Annotated in this window: 15 protein-coding genes; 2 read left to right on the forward strand and 13 right to left on the reverse strand. The window is 31.1% G+C overall.

Going from position 1 to position 19,185, the window contains the following annotated elements:
* Positions 1 to 334: 334 nt before the first annotated feature.
* The 11 genes from ACK2WO_RS00925 to ACK2WO_RS00975 form a co-directional block, all read right to left on the reverse strand.
* Positions 335 to 4,120: a phosphoribosylformylglycinamidine synthase gene (locus ACK2WO_RS00925; protein ID WP_178411649.1), complete on the reverse strand. Its 3,786-nt coding sequence runs from the start codon at positions 4,118 to 4,120 to the stop codon at positions 335 to 337.
* Between the two features lie 32 nt (positions 4,121 to 4,152).
* Positions 4,153 to 5,403, reverse strand: a complete 1,251-nt coding sequence (gene purD / locus ACK2WO_RS00930; RefSeq protein ID WP_414698132.1) for a phosphoribosylamine--glycine ligase — start codon at positions 5,401 to 5,403, stop codon at positions 4,153 to 4,155.
* A 20-nt stretch (positions 5,404 to 5,423) separates the two neighbouring features.
* Entirely contained in the window at positions 5,424 to 6,959 is a 1,536-nt protein-coding gene (purH, locus tag ACK2WO_RS00935; protein WP_006441093.1) for a bifunctional phosphoribosylaminoimidazolecarboxamide formyltransferase/IMP cyclohydrolase, read from the reverse strand.
* Positions 6,952 to 7,548 carry a phosphoribosylglycinamide formyltransferase gene (gene purN, locus ACK2WO_RS00940; RefSeq protein ID WP_414698133.1) on the reverse strand — a complete coding sequence of 199 codons (597 nt, stop codon included), beginning with the start codon at positions 7,546 to 7,548 and terminating at the stop codon, positions 6,952 to 6,954. Before purN ends, purH begins: the two co-directional genes overlap by 8 nt.
* Positions 7,542 to 8,618: a phosphoribosylformylglycinamidine cyclo-ligase gene (purM, locus tag ACK2WO_RS00945; RefSeq protein ID WP_006441091.1), complete on the reverse strand. Its 1,077-nt coding sequence runs from the start codon at positions 8,616 to 8,618 to the stop codon at positions 7,542 to 7,544. The genes purN and purM overlap by 7 nt, the downstream gene beginning before the upstream one ends.
* Positions 8,619 to 8,719: 101 nt before the next feature.
* Entirely contained in the window at positions 8,720 to 10,075 is a 1,356-nt protein-coding gene (purF, locus tag ACK2WO_RS00950) for an amidophosphoribosyltransferase (RefSeq protein ID WP_414698134.1), read from the reverse strand.
* 137 nt (positions 10,076 to 10,212) lie between these two features.
* Positions 10,213 to 10,686: a 5-(carboxyamino)imidazole ribonucleotide mutase gene (gene purE, locus ACK2WO_RS00955; RefSeq protein WP_006441089.1), complete on the reverse strand. Its 474-nt coding sequence runs from the start codon at positions 10,684 to 10,686 to the stop codon at positions 10,213 to 10,215.
* Between the two features lie 522 nt (positions 10,687 to 11,208).
* Positions 11,209 to 11,382, reverse strand: a complete 174-nt coding sequence (locus tag ACK2WO_RS00960; protein ID WP_178412078.1) for a hypothetical protein — start codon at positions 11,380 to 11,382, stop codon at positions 11,209 to 11,211.
* Positions 11,383 to 11,481: 99 nt separating this feature from the next.
* Positions 11,482 to 12,243 carry a pentapeptide repeat-containing protein gene (locus ACK2WO_RS00965; protein ID WP_414698136.1) on the reverse strand — a complete coding sequence of 254 codons (762 nt, stop codon included), beginning with the start codon at positions 12,241 to 12,243 and terminating at the stop codon, positions 11,482 to 11,484.
* A gap of 135 nt (positions 12,244 to 12,378) precedes the next feature.
* Entirely contained in the window at positions 12,379 to 13,863 is a 1,485-nt protein-coding gene (locus tag ACK2WO_RS00970) for a bifunctional metallophosphatase/5'-nucleotidase (protein WP_414698137.1), read from the reverse strand.
* Between the two features lie 225 nt (positions 13,864 to 14,088).
* Positions 14,089 to 15,018 (reverse strand): CobW family GTP-binding protein, encoded by a 930-nt coding sequence (locus tag ACK2WO_RS00975; RefSeq protein WP_414698138.1) that lies wholly within the window; start codon positions 15,016 to 15,018, stop codon positions 14,089 to 14,091.
* A 232-nt stretch (positions 15,019 to 15,250) separates the two neighbouring features.
* Here ACK2WO_RS00975 and ACK2WO_RS00980 point away from each other — a divergent pair, with 232 nt between their 5' ends.
* Both ACK2WO_RS00980 and ACK2WO_RS00985 read left to right on the forward strand, forming a co-directional pair.
* Positions 15,251 to 15,700 (forward strand): LytTR family DNA-binding domain-containing protein, encoded by a 450-nt coding sequence (locus ACK2WO_RS00980; protein WP_330000004.1) that lies wholly within the window; start codon positions 15,251 to 15,253, stop codon positions 15,698 to 15,700.
* 1 nt (position 15,701) lies between these two features.
* Positions 15,702 to 16,367: a DUF4318 domain-containing protein gene (locus ACK2WO_RS00985; RefSeq protein WP_414698139.1), complete on the forward strand. Its 666-nt coding sequence runs from the start codon at positions 15,702 to 15,704 to the stop codon at positions 16,365 to 16,367.
* Positions 16,368 to 16,512: 145 nt separating this feature from the next.
* On the opposite strand, the gene ACK2WO_RS00990 is transcribed toward ACK2WO_RS00985, so the two are convergent.
* Entirely contained in the window at positions 16,513 to 17,421 is a 909-nt protein-coding gene (locus ACK2WO_RS00990) for an iron-containing alcohol dehydrogenase (protein ID WP_414698140.1), read from the reverse strand.
* Between the two features lie 272 nt (positions 17,422 to 17,693).
* The gene (locus tag ACK2WO_RS00995) at positions 17,694 to 19,106 is read right to left on the reverse strand and encodes an RNA-guided endonuclease TnpB family protein (protein WP_414698141.1); all 1,413 of its coding nucleotides are present in this window, start codon (positions 19,104 to 19,106) and stop codon (positions 17,694 to 17,696) included.
* Positions 19,107 to 19,185: the final 79 nt, after the last annotated feature.

Raw genomic sequence — 19,185 nt, forward strand, 5'->3', positions numbered from 1 at the left:
CGAAATCTATAATATATTATACTACAATTTATATCGAATTGTTTCAATAATTTTAAATATTTAACTCTAAATTTATATTATTTTATTTTTTATAATTTCAATTAAATATTTTATCTAAATAAAAAAAGAGGACTGAATCCTCTAGACCTGTGAGCGGGTTGGTCTTTTGAGAATTCAGTCCCTATTTTTACGTTCTATTTAATTAACAATATGATTTTTACTTCATCAATCCATACGCTCGGAATGATGTAGAATTTTTTAACCTTCGAATAAACTTTTGTTTTTAATGTTTTAAATTTCAAATTTTGAGCGGGTAATTGAAATTTATTACATCTTATTTGAAGTATAATACTCCTGATTCGAATATTTTCTGGTCTTTTTCACCAAGTATATTCTTAGTTATGTTTGCACTTAATCTTTCTGAGTGACCCATTTTACCAAATACTCTACCGTCTTTGCTTGTTATACCTTCAACTGCGTAGAATGATCCGTTTGGATTGTGGTCTATATCATATGTAGCATTTCCGTCGAAGTCTACGTACTGAGTAGCTATCTGTCCGTTTTCTATAAGCTCTTTCATTACTTCTTCGCTTGCAACGAATCTACCTTCACCATGTGATATTGGTATACTATGTATATCTCCAACTTCTGTCTGAGCTAACCATGGAGATTTGTTAGAAGCTATTCTAGTGTTAACTATCTTAGCCTGATGACGTCCTATATTATTGTAAGTTAATGTAGGAGCTTCTGCACAAGGTTCTATTATTTCTCCGTATGGAACTAATCCAAGTTTTATAAGAGCCTGGAATCCATTACAGATACCTAACATTAAACCATCTCTTTCATTTAAGAATTCATGAACAGCTTCTTTCATCTTAGGATTTCTGAATACTGTTGCTATGAATTTAGCTGAACCGTCTGGTTCATCACCAGCACTGAATCCACCTGGTATCATTATTATCTGTGATTTTTTGATTTCTTCAACCATTGCATCTATAGATTCTTCTATATCCTGGTAAGATAAGTTTCTAAATACTTTTATAGTTGATTCTGCACCAGCTCTATCAAAAGCTCTTGCTGCATCGTATTCACAGTTTGTTCCAGGGAATGCTGGTATTAATACTTTAGGTTTTACTATGCTTAATGAAGATTTAGCTGGAGCACCAGTTCTTACATAGCTTACATTTTCTATTTTTGAAGTTATTTCAGCTGCTTTTGTTGGGTATATAGATTCTAAAGTATTGCAGTGAGATTTGTATAATCCACATAAGCATACTTTTTCACCGTTGAATTCTATAGCCGGTTCTGCTGTAGTTTCCCCAAGAACTATACATCTGTATCCTTTTAGAACTGATAAATCATCTTCTGCAAGTTCAAGAAGTATTGTTCCGTAATCAGCTGCAAATAAATCATCAGTATTTTCATAAGCTTCAACAGCTTCTTCACTGAATTTGAATCCTATGTGGTTACCGAATCCCATCTTAGCAACTGCTTCACCAACTCCTGCAAATCCAAGAGCATAACTTGAAAGCACTTTACCATCTAATATTAATTCTCTTACTTTTGTAAGGTTTTTCTTTAATTCATCAAAGTCTACTACACCATTGTCTAAAGTAGCTGCTGATATTTTAACTACTTTTGATCCAGCTTTTTTGAATTCTGAAGTAACTACATTTTTAGCATCTACAGTATCTACTGCGAATGATACTAGTGTTGGAGGTACGTCTATATCTTTGAATGTTCCTGACATAGAGTCTTTACCACCTATTGCAGGTATTTCGAACTGTTCCTGAGCATAGTATGCACCAAGTAAAGCTGCGAATGGTTTACCCCATCTTTCTGGAGATTTTCCAAGTCTTTCGAAGTATTCCTGGAAAGTAAGTCTTGTAGTAGCATAGTTTCCTCCAAGTGCAACTAATTTAGCAACAGATTCAACTACCGCATATAATGCACCGTGGTATGGAGACCATTTACCTATTTTAGGGTTGTATCCGTAAGTCATTATTGTAGAAGTATCAGTTTCTCCACCAAGTACTGGTATTTTAGCAACCATACCCTGTTCTGGAGTAGCCTGATATTTACCACCAAATGGCATTACTACTGTATTTCCACCTATACTAGTATCGAATTTTTCAACAAGTCCTTTCTGAGAACAAGTATTTAAATCAGATAATGCTTTGTGGAATTTTTCTTCTATAGTATTAGCACCTTTAACTATTTCTACGTTATCGAAGAATGTGTTTTCTTCGTCAACTTTTTCAACTACTACATTAGTTTTCTGTTTAGCACCATTAGTATCTAAGAAAGCTCTCTTTAAGTCTACTATAGCTTTACCATTCCAGAATAATCTCATGTATCCTGTATCAGTAACTGTAGCAACGTGAGTAGCAGTTAAGTTTTCTTCTTTTGCTAATTCTATGAATCTATCTTTATTTTCTGCAGCTATTGCAACTGCCATACGTTCCTGAGATTCTGATATTGCAAGTTCAGTACCATCAAGTCCGTCGTATTTCTTAGGAACTAGGTCTAAGTTTATGTCTAAACTTTCAGCTATTTCACCTATAGCAACACAAACCCCACCTGCACCGAAGTCATTACATCTTTTTATCATCTGAGCAGCTTCTTTATTTCTAAAGAATCTCTGGATTTTTCTTTCGTTAGGTGCATCACCTTTCTGAACTTCTGCTGAACAAGTATTTATAGATTCTTCACTATGTTCTTTAGAAGATCCTGTTGCACCACCGCAACCATCTCTACCAGTTTTACCACCAAGAAGAACTATTATGTCTCCTGCCTGTGGTCTTTCTCTAACTACGTTTTCCTTTGGAGCAGCTGCTATAACAGCACCTATTTCCATTCTCTTAGCTACGAAGTCTGGATCATAAACTTCTGCTACCTGTCCTGTAGTTAAACCTATCTGGTTTCCGTAAGAACTGTATCCATTTGCAGCTTCTGTAACTATTTTTTTCTGCATTAATTTTCCTGGTAATGTTTCTTCTAGAGGAGTTCTAGGGTCTGCAGCACCAGTTACACGCATTGCCTGGTAAACATAAGATCTTCCTGATAATGGGTCTCTTATTGCTCCACCAAGACAAGTTGCAGCACCACCAAATGGTTCTATTTCTGTTGGATGGTTGTGTGTTTCATTTTTGAACATTACTAAGTATTTTTCTGGTTTTCCATCAATTTCTACGTCTACGTTTATAGAACAAGCATTGATTTCTTCACTTTCGTCAAGGTCTGCTAATTTTCCTTCTTTTTTAAGTTTTTTCATAGCTAAAGTAGCTATATCCATTAAGCAAACATCTTTCTTTCTGTCTACATATATTTCTTTTCTAGTGTTCATGTAGTCATCGAAAGTTTCTTTTATAGCATCAGTGTATTTACCTTCAGCTATTTCAACATTTTCTAATTCAGTCATGAATGTAGTGTGTCTACAGTGATCTGACCAGTAAGTATCTAGTACTTTTATTTCTGTTATAGTTGGGTTTCTGTGTTCATCATCTCTGAAGTAAACCTGAACATGTTTTAAATCTTCTAAAGTCATTGCTAGACCCTGAGATTTTACGAAGTCATTAAGACCTTCTTCATCTAATTCGATGAATCCGTCTAATATTTCTACTTCTGTTGGTTTTTCAGTTACTAGAGCTAATGATTCTGATTTTTCTAACCCAGCTTCTCTACTATCAACAGGGTTTATTATGTACCCTTTGATTTTGTTGAATTCTTCATCTGTTATGTTTCCAGATAGTATATACTCTTTAGCAGATTTTAATTCAGGTCTCATACCCTGATTTAATATCCGTATACACTGAGCAGCCCAATCAGCTCTCTGATCGTACTGTCCTGGAAGATATTCAACTGCGAATACTCTTTCATTTTCATTGCAAGGAACTTCTTCAAAGTAAACAACATCAAGGTTTGGTTCTGAGAATATTGAGTTTGCCGCATTCTGGAAAACTTCATCAGATATACCTTCTACGTCGTATCTGTTTAAAACTCTTAATGAGTCAACAGAAGTGATATGAAGACTTTCTTCAATGTCTTTTTTAAGAGCTCTTGCTTCAAGATCAAAGCCGTTTCTTTTTTCGACTAATACTCTTTTGACGTTTTTATCCATTTCTCTTCCTCCAAATTTTTTTTCGGAAATTTTTACAGACCTATATCAGTTCTGTAGTGCATTCCTTCAAAGTTTATTCTTTTTATATTTTCATAAACTTTATCGGCAGCTTCTGCTACAGTTCCTGCTTTAGCAGTTATACCTATAACTCTTCCGCCGTTTGTAACTAATTTACCATCTGACATCTTAGTTCCACTGTGGAATACTACTATTTCATCATCTAATTTGTCAAGACCTGTTATTTCTTTACCTTTTTCATAGGCTTCTGGATATCCTCCTGAAGTTAGCATAACACATATAGCCTGTTCATCTGTATATTTTATTTCTATTTCAGAAAGTCTGTTATCTATTACAGCATTCATTATTTCACTTAAATCAGTTTCTAATCTAAATAATACTGACTGAGTTTCTGGATCTCCAAATCTAACGTTGTATTCTAATACTTTTACACCTTTTTTAGTTATCATTACTCCTACGAATAATATACCTCTGTAGTCTAATCCATCATTCTGGAATCCTTTTAAAGTTTTATCAAGTACATTTACTTTTATTTCATTTGCTAGTTCTTCAGTCCATAATTCACTTGGAGAGAATGTTCCCATACCACCAGTGTTAAGTCCTTTTTCCCCATTATTTACTTTTTTATGGTCTTTAGCACTTTCCATTGGAACTATAGTATTATTATCAACAAATGCTAGTATAGAAGTTTCTATTCCTGTTAAAAATTCTTCTATTACAACTTTGTTACCTGCATCTCCAAATTTTTTGTCTGCCATCATTTCTTTTAAAGTTGTTATAGCATCTTCTCTGTTTTCAGGTATTACAACACCTTTACCAGCTGCAAGACCATCTGCTTTTATAACTACTGGGTATCCAAAGCTATCTATTTCTGCTATAGCTTCATCTAAATCAGTATATTCTTTGTATTTTGCAGTTGGGATATCATTTCTTATCATGAAATCTTTAGAGAATGCTTTACTTCCTTCAAAAGTAGCACACTGTTTGTTTGGTCCAAATATTCTTAGACCTTCTTTTTCAAAGGCATCAACTATACCCATTACAAGTGGAACCTCAGGTCCCACTACTGTAAGGTCTATAGCGTTGTCTTTTGCGAATTTTACTAGATTTTCTATATCACTGTCTTTTATATCTACACATTCAGCAGAGTCTGCTATACCTGCATTTCCTGGTGCGCAATATACTTTTTCGACATCTTTTTCATTTTTTAACTTCCAGCATATAGCGTGTTCTCTTCCGCCACCGCCGACAACAAGTATTTTCATAATCATACTCTCCTTAAAGTTTAGTGTTTGAAGTGTCTTACTCCTGTGAATACCATAGACATATTGAATTTATCGCAAGCTTCTATAGAGTCGTTATCTCTTATTGATCCACCTGGCTGTACTATTGATTTTATACCAAATTCATTAGCTAAAGTTACACAGTCGTCGAATGGGAAGAATGCATCTGATGCTAAAGTAGCTCCAGTGAAGTCTTTTTCATCTTTGTTGTTTTCTAATGCATTTTTAAGAGCCCATATTCTTGAAGTCTGACCACAACCTAAAGCAAGAGTCTGACCATCTTTAACAACTGCTATTGCATTTGATTTCATATTTTTAACTATTTTCATACCGAATTTCATATCTTCTAATTCTTCTTCAGTTGGTTCTAATTTAGTAACTGTTTCATATTTGTCAGCTAATTTAGTATCTTTATCCTGGATTAGAAGTTTTCCATCAAGGTATTTCATTTCATATTTCTGTTTACTGTCTTCTATTTTAGCAAGTTTTAATACTCTAAGGTTTTTCTTAGTTCTTAATACTTCTAAAGCTTCATCAGTGAAATCGTAAGCAACAACTATTTCAAGGAATATTTTGTGTAATTCTTCAGCTGTAGCCTTATCTACTGTAGAAGTTATACCAACTATTCCACCGAATATAGAAGTTTTATCTGCTTCATAGCATTTAGTGTAAGCTTCTAAAGCTGTATCTCCTAAAGCAACACCACATGGGTTAGTATGTTTTATAGCTACTGCAGCTACTTTATCACTATCTTTGAACTCTCTCATAACTTCTAAGCATCCGTGTAAATCGTTTAAGTTATTGAAAGATAATTCTTTACCATTTAACTGTTCATAGTTTAATATAGGATTTTTAGCATTTGGCTGAGCGTATAATATACCATTCTGATGAGGGTTTTCACCGTATCTTAAAGTCTGTTCTTTCTGGAAAGTAAGATTTAAGAATTCTGGATAATCTTCTCCAACCTGTTCAGCAAAGTAAGTAGATATCATAGCATCATATCTTCCTGTTGTTGAGAAGGCTTTGTATGCTAAGTTTCTTCTTTCTTCTTCTGTTAAATCACCTTTTCTTAATCCTTCTATTACTAAATCATAGTCTTTTATATCTGTAACTACTATAACATCCTTGTAGTTTTTAGCAGCAGATCTTATCATTGAAGGTCCACCGATATCTATGTTTTCTATCATTTCTGCATGGCTTTTTCCAGCTTTTAAAGTACCTTCGAAGTCATAAAGGTTAACACAAACAAGGTCTATTGAATGTATACCATGTTCTTTAACTGTTTCTACATGAGATTCTAAATCTCTTCTGTAAAGTATTCCTCCATGTATAAATGGGTTTAAAGTTTTTACTCTACCATCTAATATTTCTGGGAATTTAGTAACATCTTCAACCTGCATTACATTTACACCATTTTCTTTTAGTATTTTAAATGTATTACCTGTTGATATTATTTCAAAATCAAGTTCGTTTAATGCTTTTGCAAATTCAACTACTCCTGTTTTATCTGTTACGCTTATTAAAGCTCTCTTACTCATTGATATATACTCTCCTTCCATCAACTTTTATTTTGTCATCACATAAAAGTGCAACACTCTTTTTAAGTATCTGATGTTCTACTTTAAGAACTCTAGCAGCTAGAGTATCCGCATCATCATTCTGTTCTACTTTTACAGCTTCCTGCATTATAATTGGGCCTTCATCAGCTCCCTCTGTTACAAAGTGAACTGTAGCTCCAGTTACTTTTGCACCGTAATCAAGAACTCCCTGATGAACTTTCTTTCCATAGAATCCTTTACCACAGAAAGAAGGTATTAGTGATGGATGGATATTAATCATTTTATTTTTAAATTCATTTACAAAATCTGCACTGATTATTTTTAAATATCCAGCCATAACAACTATATCTATTTCTTTTTCTTTTAATATTTCGATTACTTTCTTTTCATCATTTTCAAATACTGCTTCTATATTGTGTTTTCTTGCTCTTTCAAGACCATATGCATTTTCTTTGTTAGAGATTACTACTTTTATCTGACCGTTTATCTCTCCTGCTTCTGTTGCATCTATTATAGACTGAAGATTTGTTCCTCCTCCAGATACTAAAACAGCTATATTCTTTAGCATAATTCTACTCCTTCATGAGTATCAACAACTTCACCTATTATATATGCGTTATCTTCCATAAGGTCAGCGTATTTTTCGTCAACAAAGTTTTTGTTGTCGCTTGGTCTACCATTTACATAATCAACAACAGCCTGAGCATCTTCTTTGTTTACTATTAAAACAAGACCGATACCCATGTTGAAGCTCTTATGTAATTCTCTCTGTTCAACTGCGTTGAATCCTTCTATCATTTTGAATATTGGTGGTTTTTCCCAAGATTTAGTATCTATGTTTAATCCTAATCCTTTTGGTATAACTCTAGTTATGTTTTCTATAACACCACCACCAGTTATATGAGCTATTGCTTTTATATTGTGTTTTTCTATTAAATCTAATGCTAATTTAACATATATTTTTGTAGGAGTTAGAAGTGCTTCACCTACAGTCATTCCTAATTCTTCAACATACTGATTCATATCGTATTTGAATTCTTCTAAGAATATTTTTCTTATGAATGAGAATCCGTTTGAATGTATACCACTTGAAGTTATACCTACTAAAACGTCTCCTGCTTTAACATCTTTACCAGTTACAACTTTTGATTTATCTGCTATACCTACAGCAAATCCAGCTAAATCGTAGTCATCTTCTCCGTACATACCTGGCATTTCAGCAGTTTCCCCACCTATTAATGCACATCCTGACATTTTACATCCGTTAGCTACACCATCAACTATTTTTTCTATATGTTCTGGAACTAATTTTCCAAGTGCTATATAGTCAAGGAAGAATAATGGTCTTGCTCCCTGGCATATAAGGTCATTAACACTCATTGCAACTAAGTCTATACCTACAGTATGATGTATATCCATCATCTGAGCTATTTTTAATTTTGTTCCAACACCGTCAGTAGCTCCCATTATAACTGGATCTTTCATTCCTGAGAATTCAGCTATACTGTAAAGTCCACTGAAGTTACCTAAATCACCTATTACATTGTCATCATATGTTTCTTTTATTTTTCCTTTTATAAGGTCTACAGCTCTGTTACCTTCGTCTATATTTACTCCCGAAGCTTTGTATGTTAGCATTTCTACTTTCCTCCTAGATTTTAATTGTTTTTCCTCTTACTAAATTATAAACCAAAATTCTATATTATTATAGTAAATTAATTATTTATCTATCTTTTTCTTTATTTATCTATTTTTCTAACTGGATAATCTCCATCGAAACAAGAAGTACAGAATGTATTCATTCCTTTAGCTGCTTCTTTCATTCCTTCTATACTTATGAATTTTAATGTGTCACAGCCTATATATTCTCTCATTTCTTCAACACTGTGGCTTGATGCAAGTAGACTTTCTCTTGTAGGAGTGTCTATTCCGTAGTAGCAAGGATATTTTACTGGTGGTGAAGTTATTCTTAAATGAACTTCTTTAGCTCCTGCTTCTTTTAAAGATTTGATTAACTGTTTTGAAGTAGTTCCTCTTACTATAGAGTCATCAACTAATATTATTGATTTACCTTTTATTGCTGGAACTAATGGATTTAATTTTATTCTAACAGCTATTTCTCTTTCTTCCTGAGTTGGTTTTATAAATGTTCTACCAACGTATCTGTTTTTAACAAGTCCTTCACTTAACTGTAATCCACTTTCATTAGCGTAACCTATTGCACTTGCCCATCCTGAGTCTGGAACTGGAACAACACAATCTGCTTTTACATCTTCATTTTTAGCTAGGTAAGCACCACAGTTTATTCTGAATTCGTATGCATTTAAATCATCAAGTGTTGCATCATTTCTTGCTATATAAACATGTTCAAATATACAGCTTTTCTTAACTGGTTTGTAAGTATCTGAATAGTTGTAAGATTTTAATTCTCCATCTTTTATAACTATTATTTCACCTGGCTCAACATCTCTTATAACTTCTCCACCAAGTATTTCTATAGCACTATTTTCAGATGCTATAAGGTATTCATTACCTTTTTTACCTAATAGAAGTGATCTGAATCCGTGTGGGTCTCTAACTGCAACTAAAGAATCATCACATATTATAGCTAAAGTATAAGAACCTTTTATATAGTCCATAGTAACTTTAACAGCTTCTACTATATCTCCTTTGTAGTATCTAGCTAATATATGAAGTATAACTTCTGCATCAGAGTTAGTCTGGAACATGAATCCTTCTTCTTCTAATGTTTCTCTTAAATAATTAGCATTAACTAGGCTACCATTGTCAACTATTGCAAGGTTTCTATTTCTGCAACTTCCAACAAATGGCTGAGTATTAGCTACATGGTTGTGACCAACAGAAGATGATCTAACATGTGCTATACCAAGGTTGCCTTTATAATTTTTTAATTCGTCTTCTTTGAAAGCGTCTCCTACAAGACCTTTTTCTTTTTTGTATATAACTTCTTTTGCTTCTTCGTCATATATAGCTATACCGCAACTTTCCTGACCTCTATGCTGCATAGAATATATTCCGTAATACAGTTCTTTTGATACCTGTTTGTCTGAGTAAACCCCTAATATACCGCTCATACACTCGCTCCTTTTTATAAAATAATATTTTAAAAATTTTTAAATTGTCTATCACTAATTATATTTAAATATGTTTTTAACTCTCTACATAAAATAGGCAGAGAGTCAAAACATTTTAAAATTCTATTTAACTAAAATTATCTAAAGCTTTCGTCGTCTTCAAGAACTTTTTTAGCCATTTCATCTCTATATGCTTTTAACTGTTCTTTTAACTGAGGATATTTTAATGACATCATCTGTATAGCTAGTAAAGCAGAGTTTAGACCACCGTCTATTGCAACTGTTGCTACTGGTATACCTTTTGGCATCTGAACTATAGATAATAATGAATCTAGTCCGTCCATTGTTGATGATTTTATTGGAAGACCTATTACTGGAATTAAAGTCTGAGCTGCTATAACACCTGGAAGATGTGCTGCTTTCCCTGCTGCTCCTATTATTACATCAGTGTTATCTTCAAGCTCAGCTAAACATTCTGTTAACTGTACTGGAGTTCTATGAGCTGATAACGCTCTAACTACAACCTCTACACCGAATTCTTTTAATACTTTTATTCCTTCTTCTACTTTTGGAAAATCTGATTTAGATCCCATAATTACTGCAACTTTCATTATTTTCCCCTCTCCTTCTTAAATCTTTTGTTTTTAGTCAAAAATTCGTATTATTATACGAACTATTATATATAAATATTATATTAATATCCATATATTATCAATATATTTTTTGTTTTTTTTTGAAAATATTAAATTTTTTTAGGGTTTTTAGCTATATTGTTCGTATTTTTGTTATTTATTAGATTTTTTTGCAGTTTTTATTCGTGTTTTACTCAGCTTTCAAAAATTTTTATATTTTTATAGGGTTTAGATTTTTATTACTATATTTTAAGTATAGTATACGTTTATATATTTCCATTTTCATGTCAATAATTCCTTCTTAATTTATGTTTTTTGCACAAAAAAATAAAGCATCAAATACCGTCATTTAAATGAAGCAGCATTCAACGCTTTGTCGTCTTAGTTATTCTTTAATTTATATTATTTTAAATTCACAATGATTATTGTATACCTAAATATAAATTTTTTAAATAGTTTTATTCTATTTATATATAAAAAAATTATAATACATATTTAGGACTAGAATGCCCACGTTACAATAATTGCTACAAGAATATAAAGTACAAATAAAATTACTCTTCTTACATTCTTTGAAAGTTTTAAGTCTTTATCAAATTTATCTACAAGTATATTCGCACCTAAGCATAATATACATATAGCAAAAAATCTTTTTAGTATTAGTATAGTACCCATTTTTATTTTATACCCACCTTTCGAAGTCAATTAAAGTATATATTAACATAGAAAACAGGTATTCTACAATATTTTTAAAGATAATTTAAGCTTTATATACTATTTACTCTCAGTCCAATCTGTAGCTGATTCACTTTGTTCTCCACTTATACTCATAAGGTATCCTAAAGCTTCCTCCTTAGTCATGAAAAAGTGTATTCCACCTGTAGAATCTCTCCATCTATCAGGATTAAACCCTTTAGCATAAGCCATTTCTCCAACCTTGTAGACAAAGTCTCCATCTACATAAGATACAGCTTCATCAAATTTAATAGTTTCTGTTGGGTCTGTAACTGCAAGTACTTTTGCTTTATCACATCTACAAGTATTTAATGTAGAGCTTGTTCTTCTAGCATCTGCAGGAATTAAAAGCCTGACTAGTCTAGTATTAAAACAAGTTTTCCATGCTAAAAAAGCACCTGTTTCTGGACACACCATTTTGTAGTGTTTTGTATTTTCATCAGTTTTTATCCCATCCATTTTTGCTTCTTCTAAATTAGCTCCAAAAATATTTGCCCCACTCAAATCTACATTAGTTAAATCTGTATATCTTAAATTAGTAGCATGTAATGTGCAGTTTTTAAAGCTAGCATTAGATAAATCAGCATGTTCAAGAAATACATTGCTTAGATTTGAGTTTTCAAAATCTACATTCACAAGTTTTACATTTTCAAAATCAGACCAATCTAAATCTACATTTTTTAAATCTAGTCCTGTAAGATCCATATCTTTAAATGCACAATTTTTTAAATCTAGTCTTTCGTTTTCATTTCTATTTTTTAATATATCCAAAAGTTGTTCTTTTTCTATTATTTTTTTCATATATATAACTTCCTCCTTTTGAATAAAAGCCTTTACAATTCAATATTTCTTACTTTTTTACTTACTTTTATTATACCATCTAAGTAAAAAAAGAAGAGATTAAACATTAATTCTAAACTCTTCTTTGTACTATATCTACTCTTTTATTTTTATCCTTCCCTCAACTACAGAATCTAAATGCGTATGACTAGCTAAATACTCTTCTACAACCTGGAACCCTGATGTCGCAGTACATCTAAATTCACTTTCAAAATCTTTCTTCTTAATTCCAAGATTCTTCTCAAGATTTTCAAGATGGTACATTTGAATACCTATAGTATACTTTTTATCATCCTTTATCTTTTCTCCGTCTAGTTCTGCTTTTATCAACTTATTTTCAGATTTTGACCAAACAAACTCACTTCCGTATGAAACTTGATAAAATTCACTTACAATATCATCATCTAAAGCTAGCTTAATCATTTTTGATACGAATCTTTTGATAAGTTTTCCACTTGCCTTTGCCACAAAAATCTCATCATCATAAGGATAGAATTCTGTCAAATCCCCAAGAGTAACAACTGGGCCTAATCTCTGTTTTCTCAAGCTTCCACTTCCTAAAAACATAATGTCAACACCTGATACCTCTTTGTGTATATCTGCCATTAAATTTCCTGCCTCTGTTTCTCTTCTTCTTTCAGGATGAGTCAGTTGTCTATTTAATCTAGTTATTATTTTTCCATATTTTTTATCTACTTCTCGTTTATATGTCATTATTAATTCTTCTAGTTCCTTATCCCTCGGACAGTATTCATCCTTTATTGGAATTGTATTCCATTTATAGGAAGCTATTTTATTTTTTTTCGTATCTATAATTAAATCAAATCTACCAATCTGAGAAGTTCCTATCCCTGCCTGAACTATCGGAATTCCATTTACCACTTCAGGCTCGTCTAAAAATGTATGTGTATGACCTCCGATAATCATATTTATTCCCCATTCAGGTTTTAATTTAGATGCTAATACTCTATCCTCTTCAAAACCTATATGAGTTAAAAGAACTGTTAAATCAACATCGTCTGGCTTATATGCATTACAAACCTTTCCAACTTCATCTACAGCATCGTTTATATCTATAAATGGACCTATCATACTTTCCAGCTTTGTCCTTGCAAGAACCATCTCTGTTATCAATCCGATAAACATTATCTTCATTCCGTTTATCTTTATTATCTTATATGGTTTAAATAATCTATTTCCATTTGTTGCAATATACATATTTGCATTTATAATTGGGAATGTCGCACATTTTTCAATAAATAAAAGATGTGCAATTCCGTAGTCAACCTCGTGGTTACCTATAGTAGCCACATCTGGTCCAAGTAGATTCATTATCTCTATCGTTGAAATCCCTTTATATTCGCTATCTATAACAGAGCCTCTAAACATATCACCTGATATTGCGTATATTACGTTCTGCTCTTCATTTCTTACCTTGTTTATATATCCAGAAAGCATCGAAACTCCACCGACAAGATCTTTATTTATCTTTTCAGCCAAAAAATCTCCATGCAAATCATTTGAATGTAGTAGTGTTAAATTCTTATATCTTTCCTTTGTTTTATCTTTCTTTTTTCCCATTTTTATCTCTCCTATTTTTATCCGTCTTTTTATATTAACAAAACTACAATAAGAGAATATTAAATCTATATTATAAATACTTTAAAAATATATAAAAAAATACTGTTATCACTAGTTTTACAACTCCCAAAATAAAAAGACATATAAGTAAATATTATTTTTAATATTTAATAAAAAATGGCTACTGCATAAATATACACAGTAGCCATTTTTGTATTCCTATTTTTAGTTTTTTAATTTCATCTCTAATCCAACTCTATCTTCCCAACTAGAGAATATCTTCTTGATTATAGCTGGTCCTTTTTTAGAAATAAACACAAGCTGCGAATTTCCTTTATCGTTGCAAGGTTTATAATCTATCTTCTTCCCTACAACATCTACCTGATTCCAACCTTCTCCTTTAAGATTGAAAAATCCCTTCATTCTATAAACATCGTCTGTCATATCTTCAAGAAATGCTGTTAATTTTTCCTGCTCTACTTCACCTTCAAAGTTTAAAAATAGTGTCTTTGGTTTAGTTTCTACAGAGTTTGTTGATTCCTCAGACTCTGCCCATTTGTACTGAACTAAATCCTCATCTAAGAATGAATAGTCCATTACACCATTTACGCTTTTTTCTACTCTACAGATAGGATTTATCTCTTTTATCTTATTAAGTACTTTTTCAAATCCTTCATCTCCTGTAACATCGCTCTTTGTTATTATCGCCATATTACAATGTTTTATCTGTCTTTCAACTGCCTCATCTTCTTCTAACTGATTTTCAAAGTTTATTGCATCCGCTAAACAAATAGCTCCCTTAAACTCGTACTTATCTCCAGCTATAACTGTAACAGCCTTTAGTATCTCGTCTAAATTAGACGGATCTCCTATCCCAGAACTCTCAACAAATAGATACTCAAAATCTTTTTCTGCCATATCTGCAAGTGCCTGAACAAAGTTTAATTTAAGACAAGAGCAGAATATAGAGCCTCTATTTAATTCAACCATTTGTATATCGTCATTTCTTAAAATTTCGCCGTCTATACTTATCTTTCCAATTTCATTCTGTATAACGCCAATTTTTTTATTATCTAATCTCTTCAGCATTTCAAGAAGAAGAGTTGTTTTTCCTGAACCTAAAAATCCTGTAAGTAAATATAACTTAGTTTTCATAATCTCACCTCATATATTGATAATTATCGATATTTAAATTATACATTTTATATCGATATTCGTCAATATGTAAAACAATTTTCCTCTTACATATACATTTAATACCTCTAAGCGTATTTCTATAGACGTTAAAAACTCTTTCGTTTATCATTAACTTAAAGATAAATAATCTTTATTGACTCAAAGATACATCTTTAATCTGATAATAGCTATTAACATCGAGGTGAATAAATTGAAAGTTACATTAAATCATATTGAAGAAGAAAAACAAGAAAATGCAATATTAAATTTACATAAATCTAATCGACACTCAGATGAAATTATATCTTACTTGGAAAAGGAAAATTTTAGAACAGAAAATATAGCCTGCACTGTAGACGGTAAACTTCACTATGTTCCTTTCTTTGAGATAATCTTTATCGAAAGTTCGTCAAATATACAGATTTTACACACTCAAAATAATTCTTACAAATGCAGTAAAAGACTTTACGAGCTTGAAAAAATACTTCCAACATATTTTTTAAGAATATCTAAGTCTAGTATTTTAAACTTGAGATGTGTTTCAGTATATAAACCTGCTGCGAGCGGACTTATGAAAGCTGAGCTAATCAACGGACAAGAAGTGTATATCTCTAGAAATTATGTAAAAAAATTAAAAGAAGTTTTAACTGGAGGGAAATAATATGACAAGTAGTATAAATTTAATAAAACAAAATTACAAAGAATACTTTAAAAATTCGATAATGCAAGGCTCATTTTTAGGATTTGCTATATTCTCAGTTTATATGGTGTCTGTTTTTTTAACACACAATGAAAACATTCTAGCTTCACAAAATCTAGCTCCTATTATCTTAATATCTTCTATTGTGTTGGGCTTTTTAACTATATTTTTTAGAGAATTAAATCAAGATTTAAGATCCACTTATCATGTACTAAATGGTATAACTGGAGTTTATTGGATTATGATGCTATGCGTAATAATATCTGTTGTATCTGCTTTAATACCTTTTATATTTAAGCTATTTATAAATTCAGCGGTTTTAACGATTCTAGCTATGTGGCTTTTAGAGTATATATATCTAAAAAATATATCAAATAGCTTAAACTCATCAATTTCTGCTAAGAAAAATAAAACATTGTATATTGAAATGGATAAGAGAATTGAAACAATGGAAGAATTTTTCGAGGAAGTAAATAAATACTGCTCTCATTTTGAAAATGTTGAGTATATATCTATGGATTTACCAGCTTTAATAAGAATAGACGGTGTCCTATACGAAGCAAACATAGTAGAATACTACAGTGTAGTTGGAACTCCAATAACAGCAATATCAATAAAAACCGTATAATAATTTAATAAAATTATATTATTTTATAATTTATTATATCTTGATAAATAAAAGTAAAGGGATAAGATTAATAGCCATTTTTTCGCTACTACTCTTATCCCCTATATTTTATATGAAATTTAGCTCTATATTATAATCAAATTAATTATATTAATGATTTGTATAGTTCTTTTATTTCTGCTACTGATGTTGGTCTTGGGTTTCCTGGACAGCAAGCATCTGCAAATGCACTTTCACTTAAGAAATCTAAGTCCTCTTCTTTAACTATATCTTTTAAATCTGCTGGTATTCCAACTCTTTCACTTAAACCTTTAACTGCATCAACAGCTGCTTTACGGTATTCTTCAGGAGTCATATTTTCAGTTCCTTCAACACCCATAGCTTTTGCTATATCACGATATTTTTCTCCTGTGTATTCTGCATTGTATTCCATTACTGTTGGAAGTATTATTGCATTAGCTACACCATGAGGAGTATCGTATAAAGCTCCTAAAGGATGAGCCATTGAGTGAACTATTCCTAAACCAACATTAGAGAATCCCATACCTGCTATATACTGACCTAAAGCCATACCTTCACGACCAGCTTCTTCATTATTGCAAGCTGATTCTAATGAATTTGCTATTATTTCTATAGCTTTTATGTGGAACATATCACTCATTTCCCAAGCACCTGGAGTTATATATCCTTCTATTGCATGAGTTAAAGCATCCATACCAGTTGCTGCTGTAAGTCCTTTTGGCATACTAGACATCATATCTGGATCTACAAATGCAACTACTGGAATATCTTTAGGATCTACACAAACCATTTTACGGTCTTTGTTTTCATCAGTTATTACATAGTTTATTGTTACTTCTGCTGCTGTACCTGCAGTAGTTGGAACTGCGAATATTGGAACAGCTTTGTTAGTAGTTCCTGCAACACCTTCTAATGATACAACATCTTCAAAATCAGGGTTTGCTATTATTATACCTACAGCTTTGGCAGTATCTATACTACTTCCTCCACCTATAGCTATTATGTAGTCAGCTGGTTCTAAAAATATATACAAATGTACTCATTTTAGATATTTCGCTCTTATTCTATCTTTTGATAGTTTTAAGTCTTGGTTGAGCCAGTTATCTCAATAAAAATTTTTATCTCGATTATCCCACAACCGTATTTTTTATTTATTTAAAGCATTTTATCTAACCCCCGTTACCGATAAAATATACCATCTATTTATCAACTGTTGGATAAATACAAAATATATTTGTGATTAAATAAAATATACTTTTAACCTATTTTCTTTTCTTAATTAGTATAAATTTTATTAAATATTATTTACTTTGTATCAGCAATTCTACTTTCTAGTATTTCCTTAACTTTCTTATAACTTGTAAACATCTTTATTTCTTTATCATACTTTCTCTCTAAAATATTCATACTTGCATTTATATCTGCATGAATTTCTCCACAATTATCACACGTGAACAAATCTCCATCTCTTACACCAAATCTTCCACATTTGCTACAAATCTGGCTTGTATACGCTGGATTTATATATGTGAATTCAATACTACTTAATTTGAATTTGTACTCAAGTCTATCTCTTATGTAGCCCTTTATCCATCTCGATAATTTTCTTTTTACAGATTTTGGATATCTGTCATCCCAATTTACAAAATCTAAATTTTCCATTACAACTTCCTTAGGTTTTTCTGATTTTATAAATTCATTGATATTTTTATTGATGTAAGATTTAACTGTTTCATCGTGTTTATTTTTGTTGTTTCTGTATTTTTTCTTTCCTAAATTATTTTTAAGTATATTCTCCGCTTTCTTAGTATTACCTTCTTCAAGGTATTTTCTTCTAAGTGCAAAAAATCTATTTCTATTTTTGTTTTTATCACTTAACCTTTCGGTTTCTTTACTTAAATAATAATTCAATTTTTCTCCATACAGATTTCCATTCGATGTTGCAAGTAAATATCTATATCCTTTATCTATTCCTATAATATTTTCGTTAGTATTTTCCTTTGATTCCACTTTTAATGGAATATGTATTTTCACTACATTATCTATGATTTTGATTTGAAGTGTTTTGTTGTATTTATTTGAATCCCTTAATTTTATTGGTATTCTTTTTCCTGTTTCCAGTGAAGTTATATAAATATAATTTTCATTTGTGTTATTTTTTGAATATCTATACAAACCTGTATCTATCGAAAAAGAATTTATTTTATTTGTATAAGGAACTTTTCCTTTATATCTTCTTGTGTATCTTTTTATTAAGTTATTCAAATATTTAATATTTAAGCTTTTTCCTTCAAATTTTTTAGGAATATCAAAGTTTATGTTGTTTAACACGTTATAATAAAGCTTATTTGCTGATAGTATATAATTTATATAATATCTGTCATCAGTAGATAAATGTTCATTATTATAAGCAGCAGTCCTAATTTTGTTTTTTACATTAGACCAACCAGACTTTATACTTCCAATTGCATCTTGTAGTGCTAATTTCCAATATCTAGCTGGTAAATCCCACTGTCCATAAAACTTTGTCTTTACCCATTCATCCCTAATTTTTCGAGGTTTTTCAATGATTAAAAGACTTTTTATTCCACTATACCTTGAATATACATAGTTTTTAACATTTTTGTATTCTCTTCCTATTTTTAATAACTCTTCAATTTCACAGTCATCAAGTTTATAGGAATATTGTTTCACAGTTTTAATTATTGTCTTTCCCATTTACCTCACCTCGATTCTATAACAAATTTTATCTTTCTAATTATATTATGTACAAATCGAAGTTATATTATACAAATGA

Source organism: Peptacetobacter sp. AB845, assembly GCF_047528295.1.
In the GTDB taxonomy this organism is placed as follows: domain Bacteria; phylum Bacillota; class Clostridia; order Peptostreptococcales; family Peptostreptococcaceae; genus Peptacetobacter.

Excerpts from the sequence above, each read along its gene's own strand:
- ACK2WO_RS00925 (WP_178411649.1), bottom strand. The coding sequence starts at position 4,120 with ATGGATAAAAACGTCAAAAGAGTATTAGTCGAAAAAAGAAACGGCTTT.
- purD (WP_414698132.1), bottom strand. The coding sequence starts at position 5,403 with ATGAAAATACTTGTTGTCGGCGGTGGCGGAAGAGAACACGCTATATGC.
- purH (WP_006441093.1), bottom strand. The coding sequence starts at position 6,959 with ATGAGTAAGAGAGCTTTAATAAGCGTAACAGATAAAACAGGAGTAGTT.
- purN (WP_414698133.1), bottom strand. The coding sequence starts at position 7,548 with ATGCTAAAGAATATAGCTGTTTTAGTATCTGGAGGAGGAACAAATCTT.
- purM (WP_006441091.1), bottom strand. The coding sequence starts at position 8,618 with ATGCTAACATACAAAGCTTCGGGAGTAAATATAGACGAAGGTAACAGA.
- purF (WP_414698134.1), bottom strand. The coding sequence starts at position 10,075 with ATGAGCGGTATATTAGGGGTTTACTCAGACAAACAGGTATCAAAAGAA.
- purE (WP_006441089.1), bottom strand. The coding sequence starts at position 10,686 with ATGAAAGTTGCAGTAATTATGGGATCTAAATCAGATTTTCCAAAAGTA.
- ACK2WO_RS00960 (WP_178412078.1), bottom strand. The coding sequence starts at position 11,382 with ATGGGTACTATACTAATACTAAAAAGATTTTTTGCTATATGTATATTA.
- ACK2WO_RS00965 (WP_414698136.1), bottom strand. The coding sequence starts at position 12,243 with ATGAAAAAAATAATAGAAAAAGAACAACTTTTGGATATATTAAAAAAT.
- ACK2WO_RS00970 (WP_414698137.1), bottom strand. The coding sequence starts at position 13,863 with ATGGGAAAAAAGAAAGATAAAACAAAGGAAAGATATAAGAATTTAACA.
- ACK2WO_RS00975 (WP_414698138.1), bottom strand. The coding sequence starts at position 15,018 with ATGAAAACTAAGTTATATTTACTTACAGGATTTTTAGGTTCAGGAAAA.
- ACK2WO_RS00985 (WP_414698139.1), top strand. The coding sequence starts at position 15,702 with ATGACAAGTAGTATAAATTTAATAAAACAAAATTACAAAGAATACTTT.
- ACK2WO_RS00995 (WP_414698141.1), bottom strand. The coding sequence starts at position 19,106 with ATGGGAAAGACAATAATTAAAACTGTGAAACAATATTCCTATAAACTT.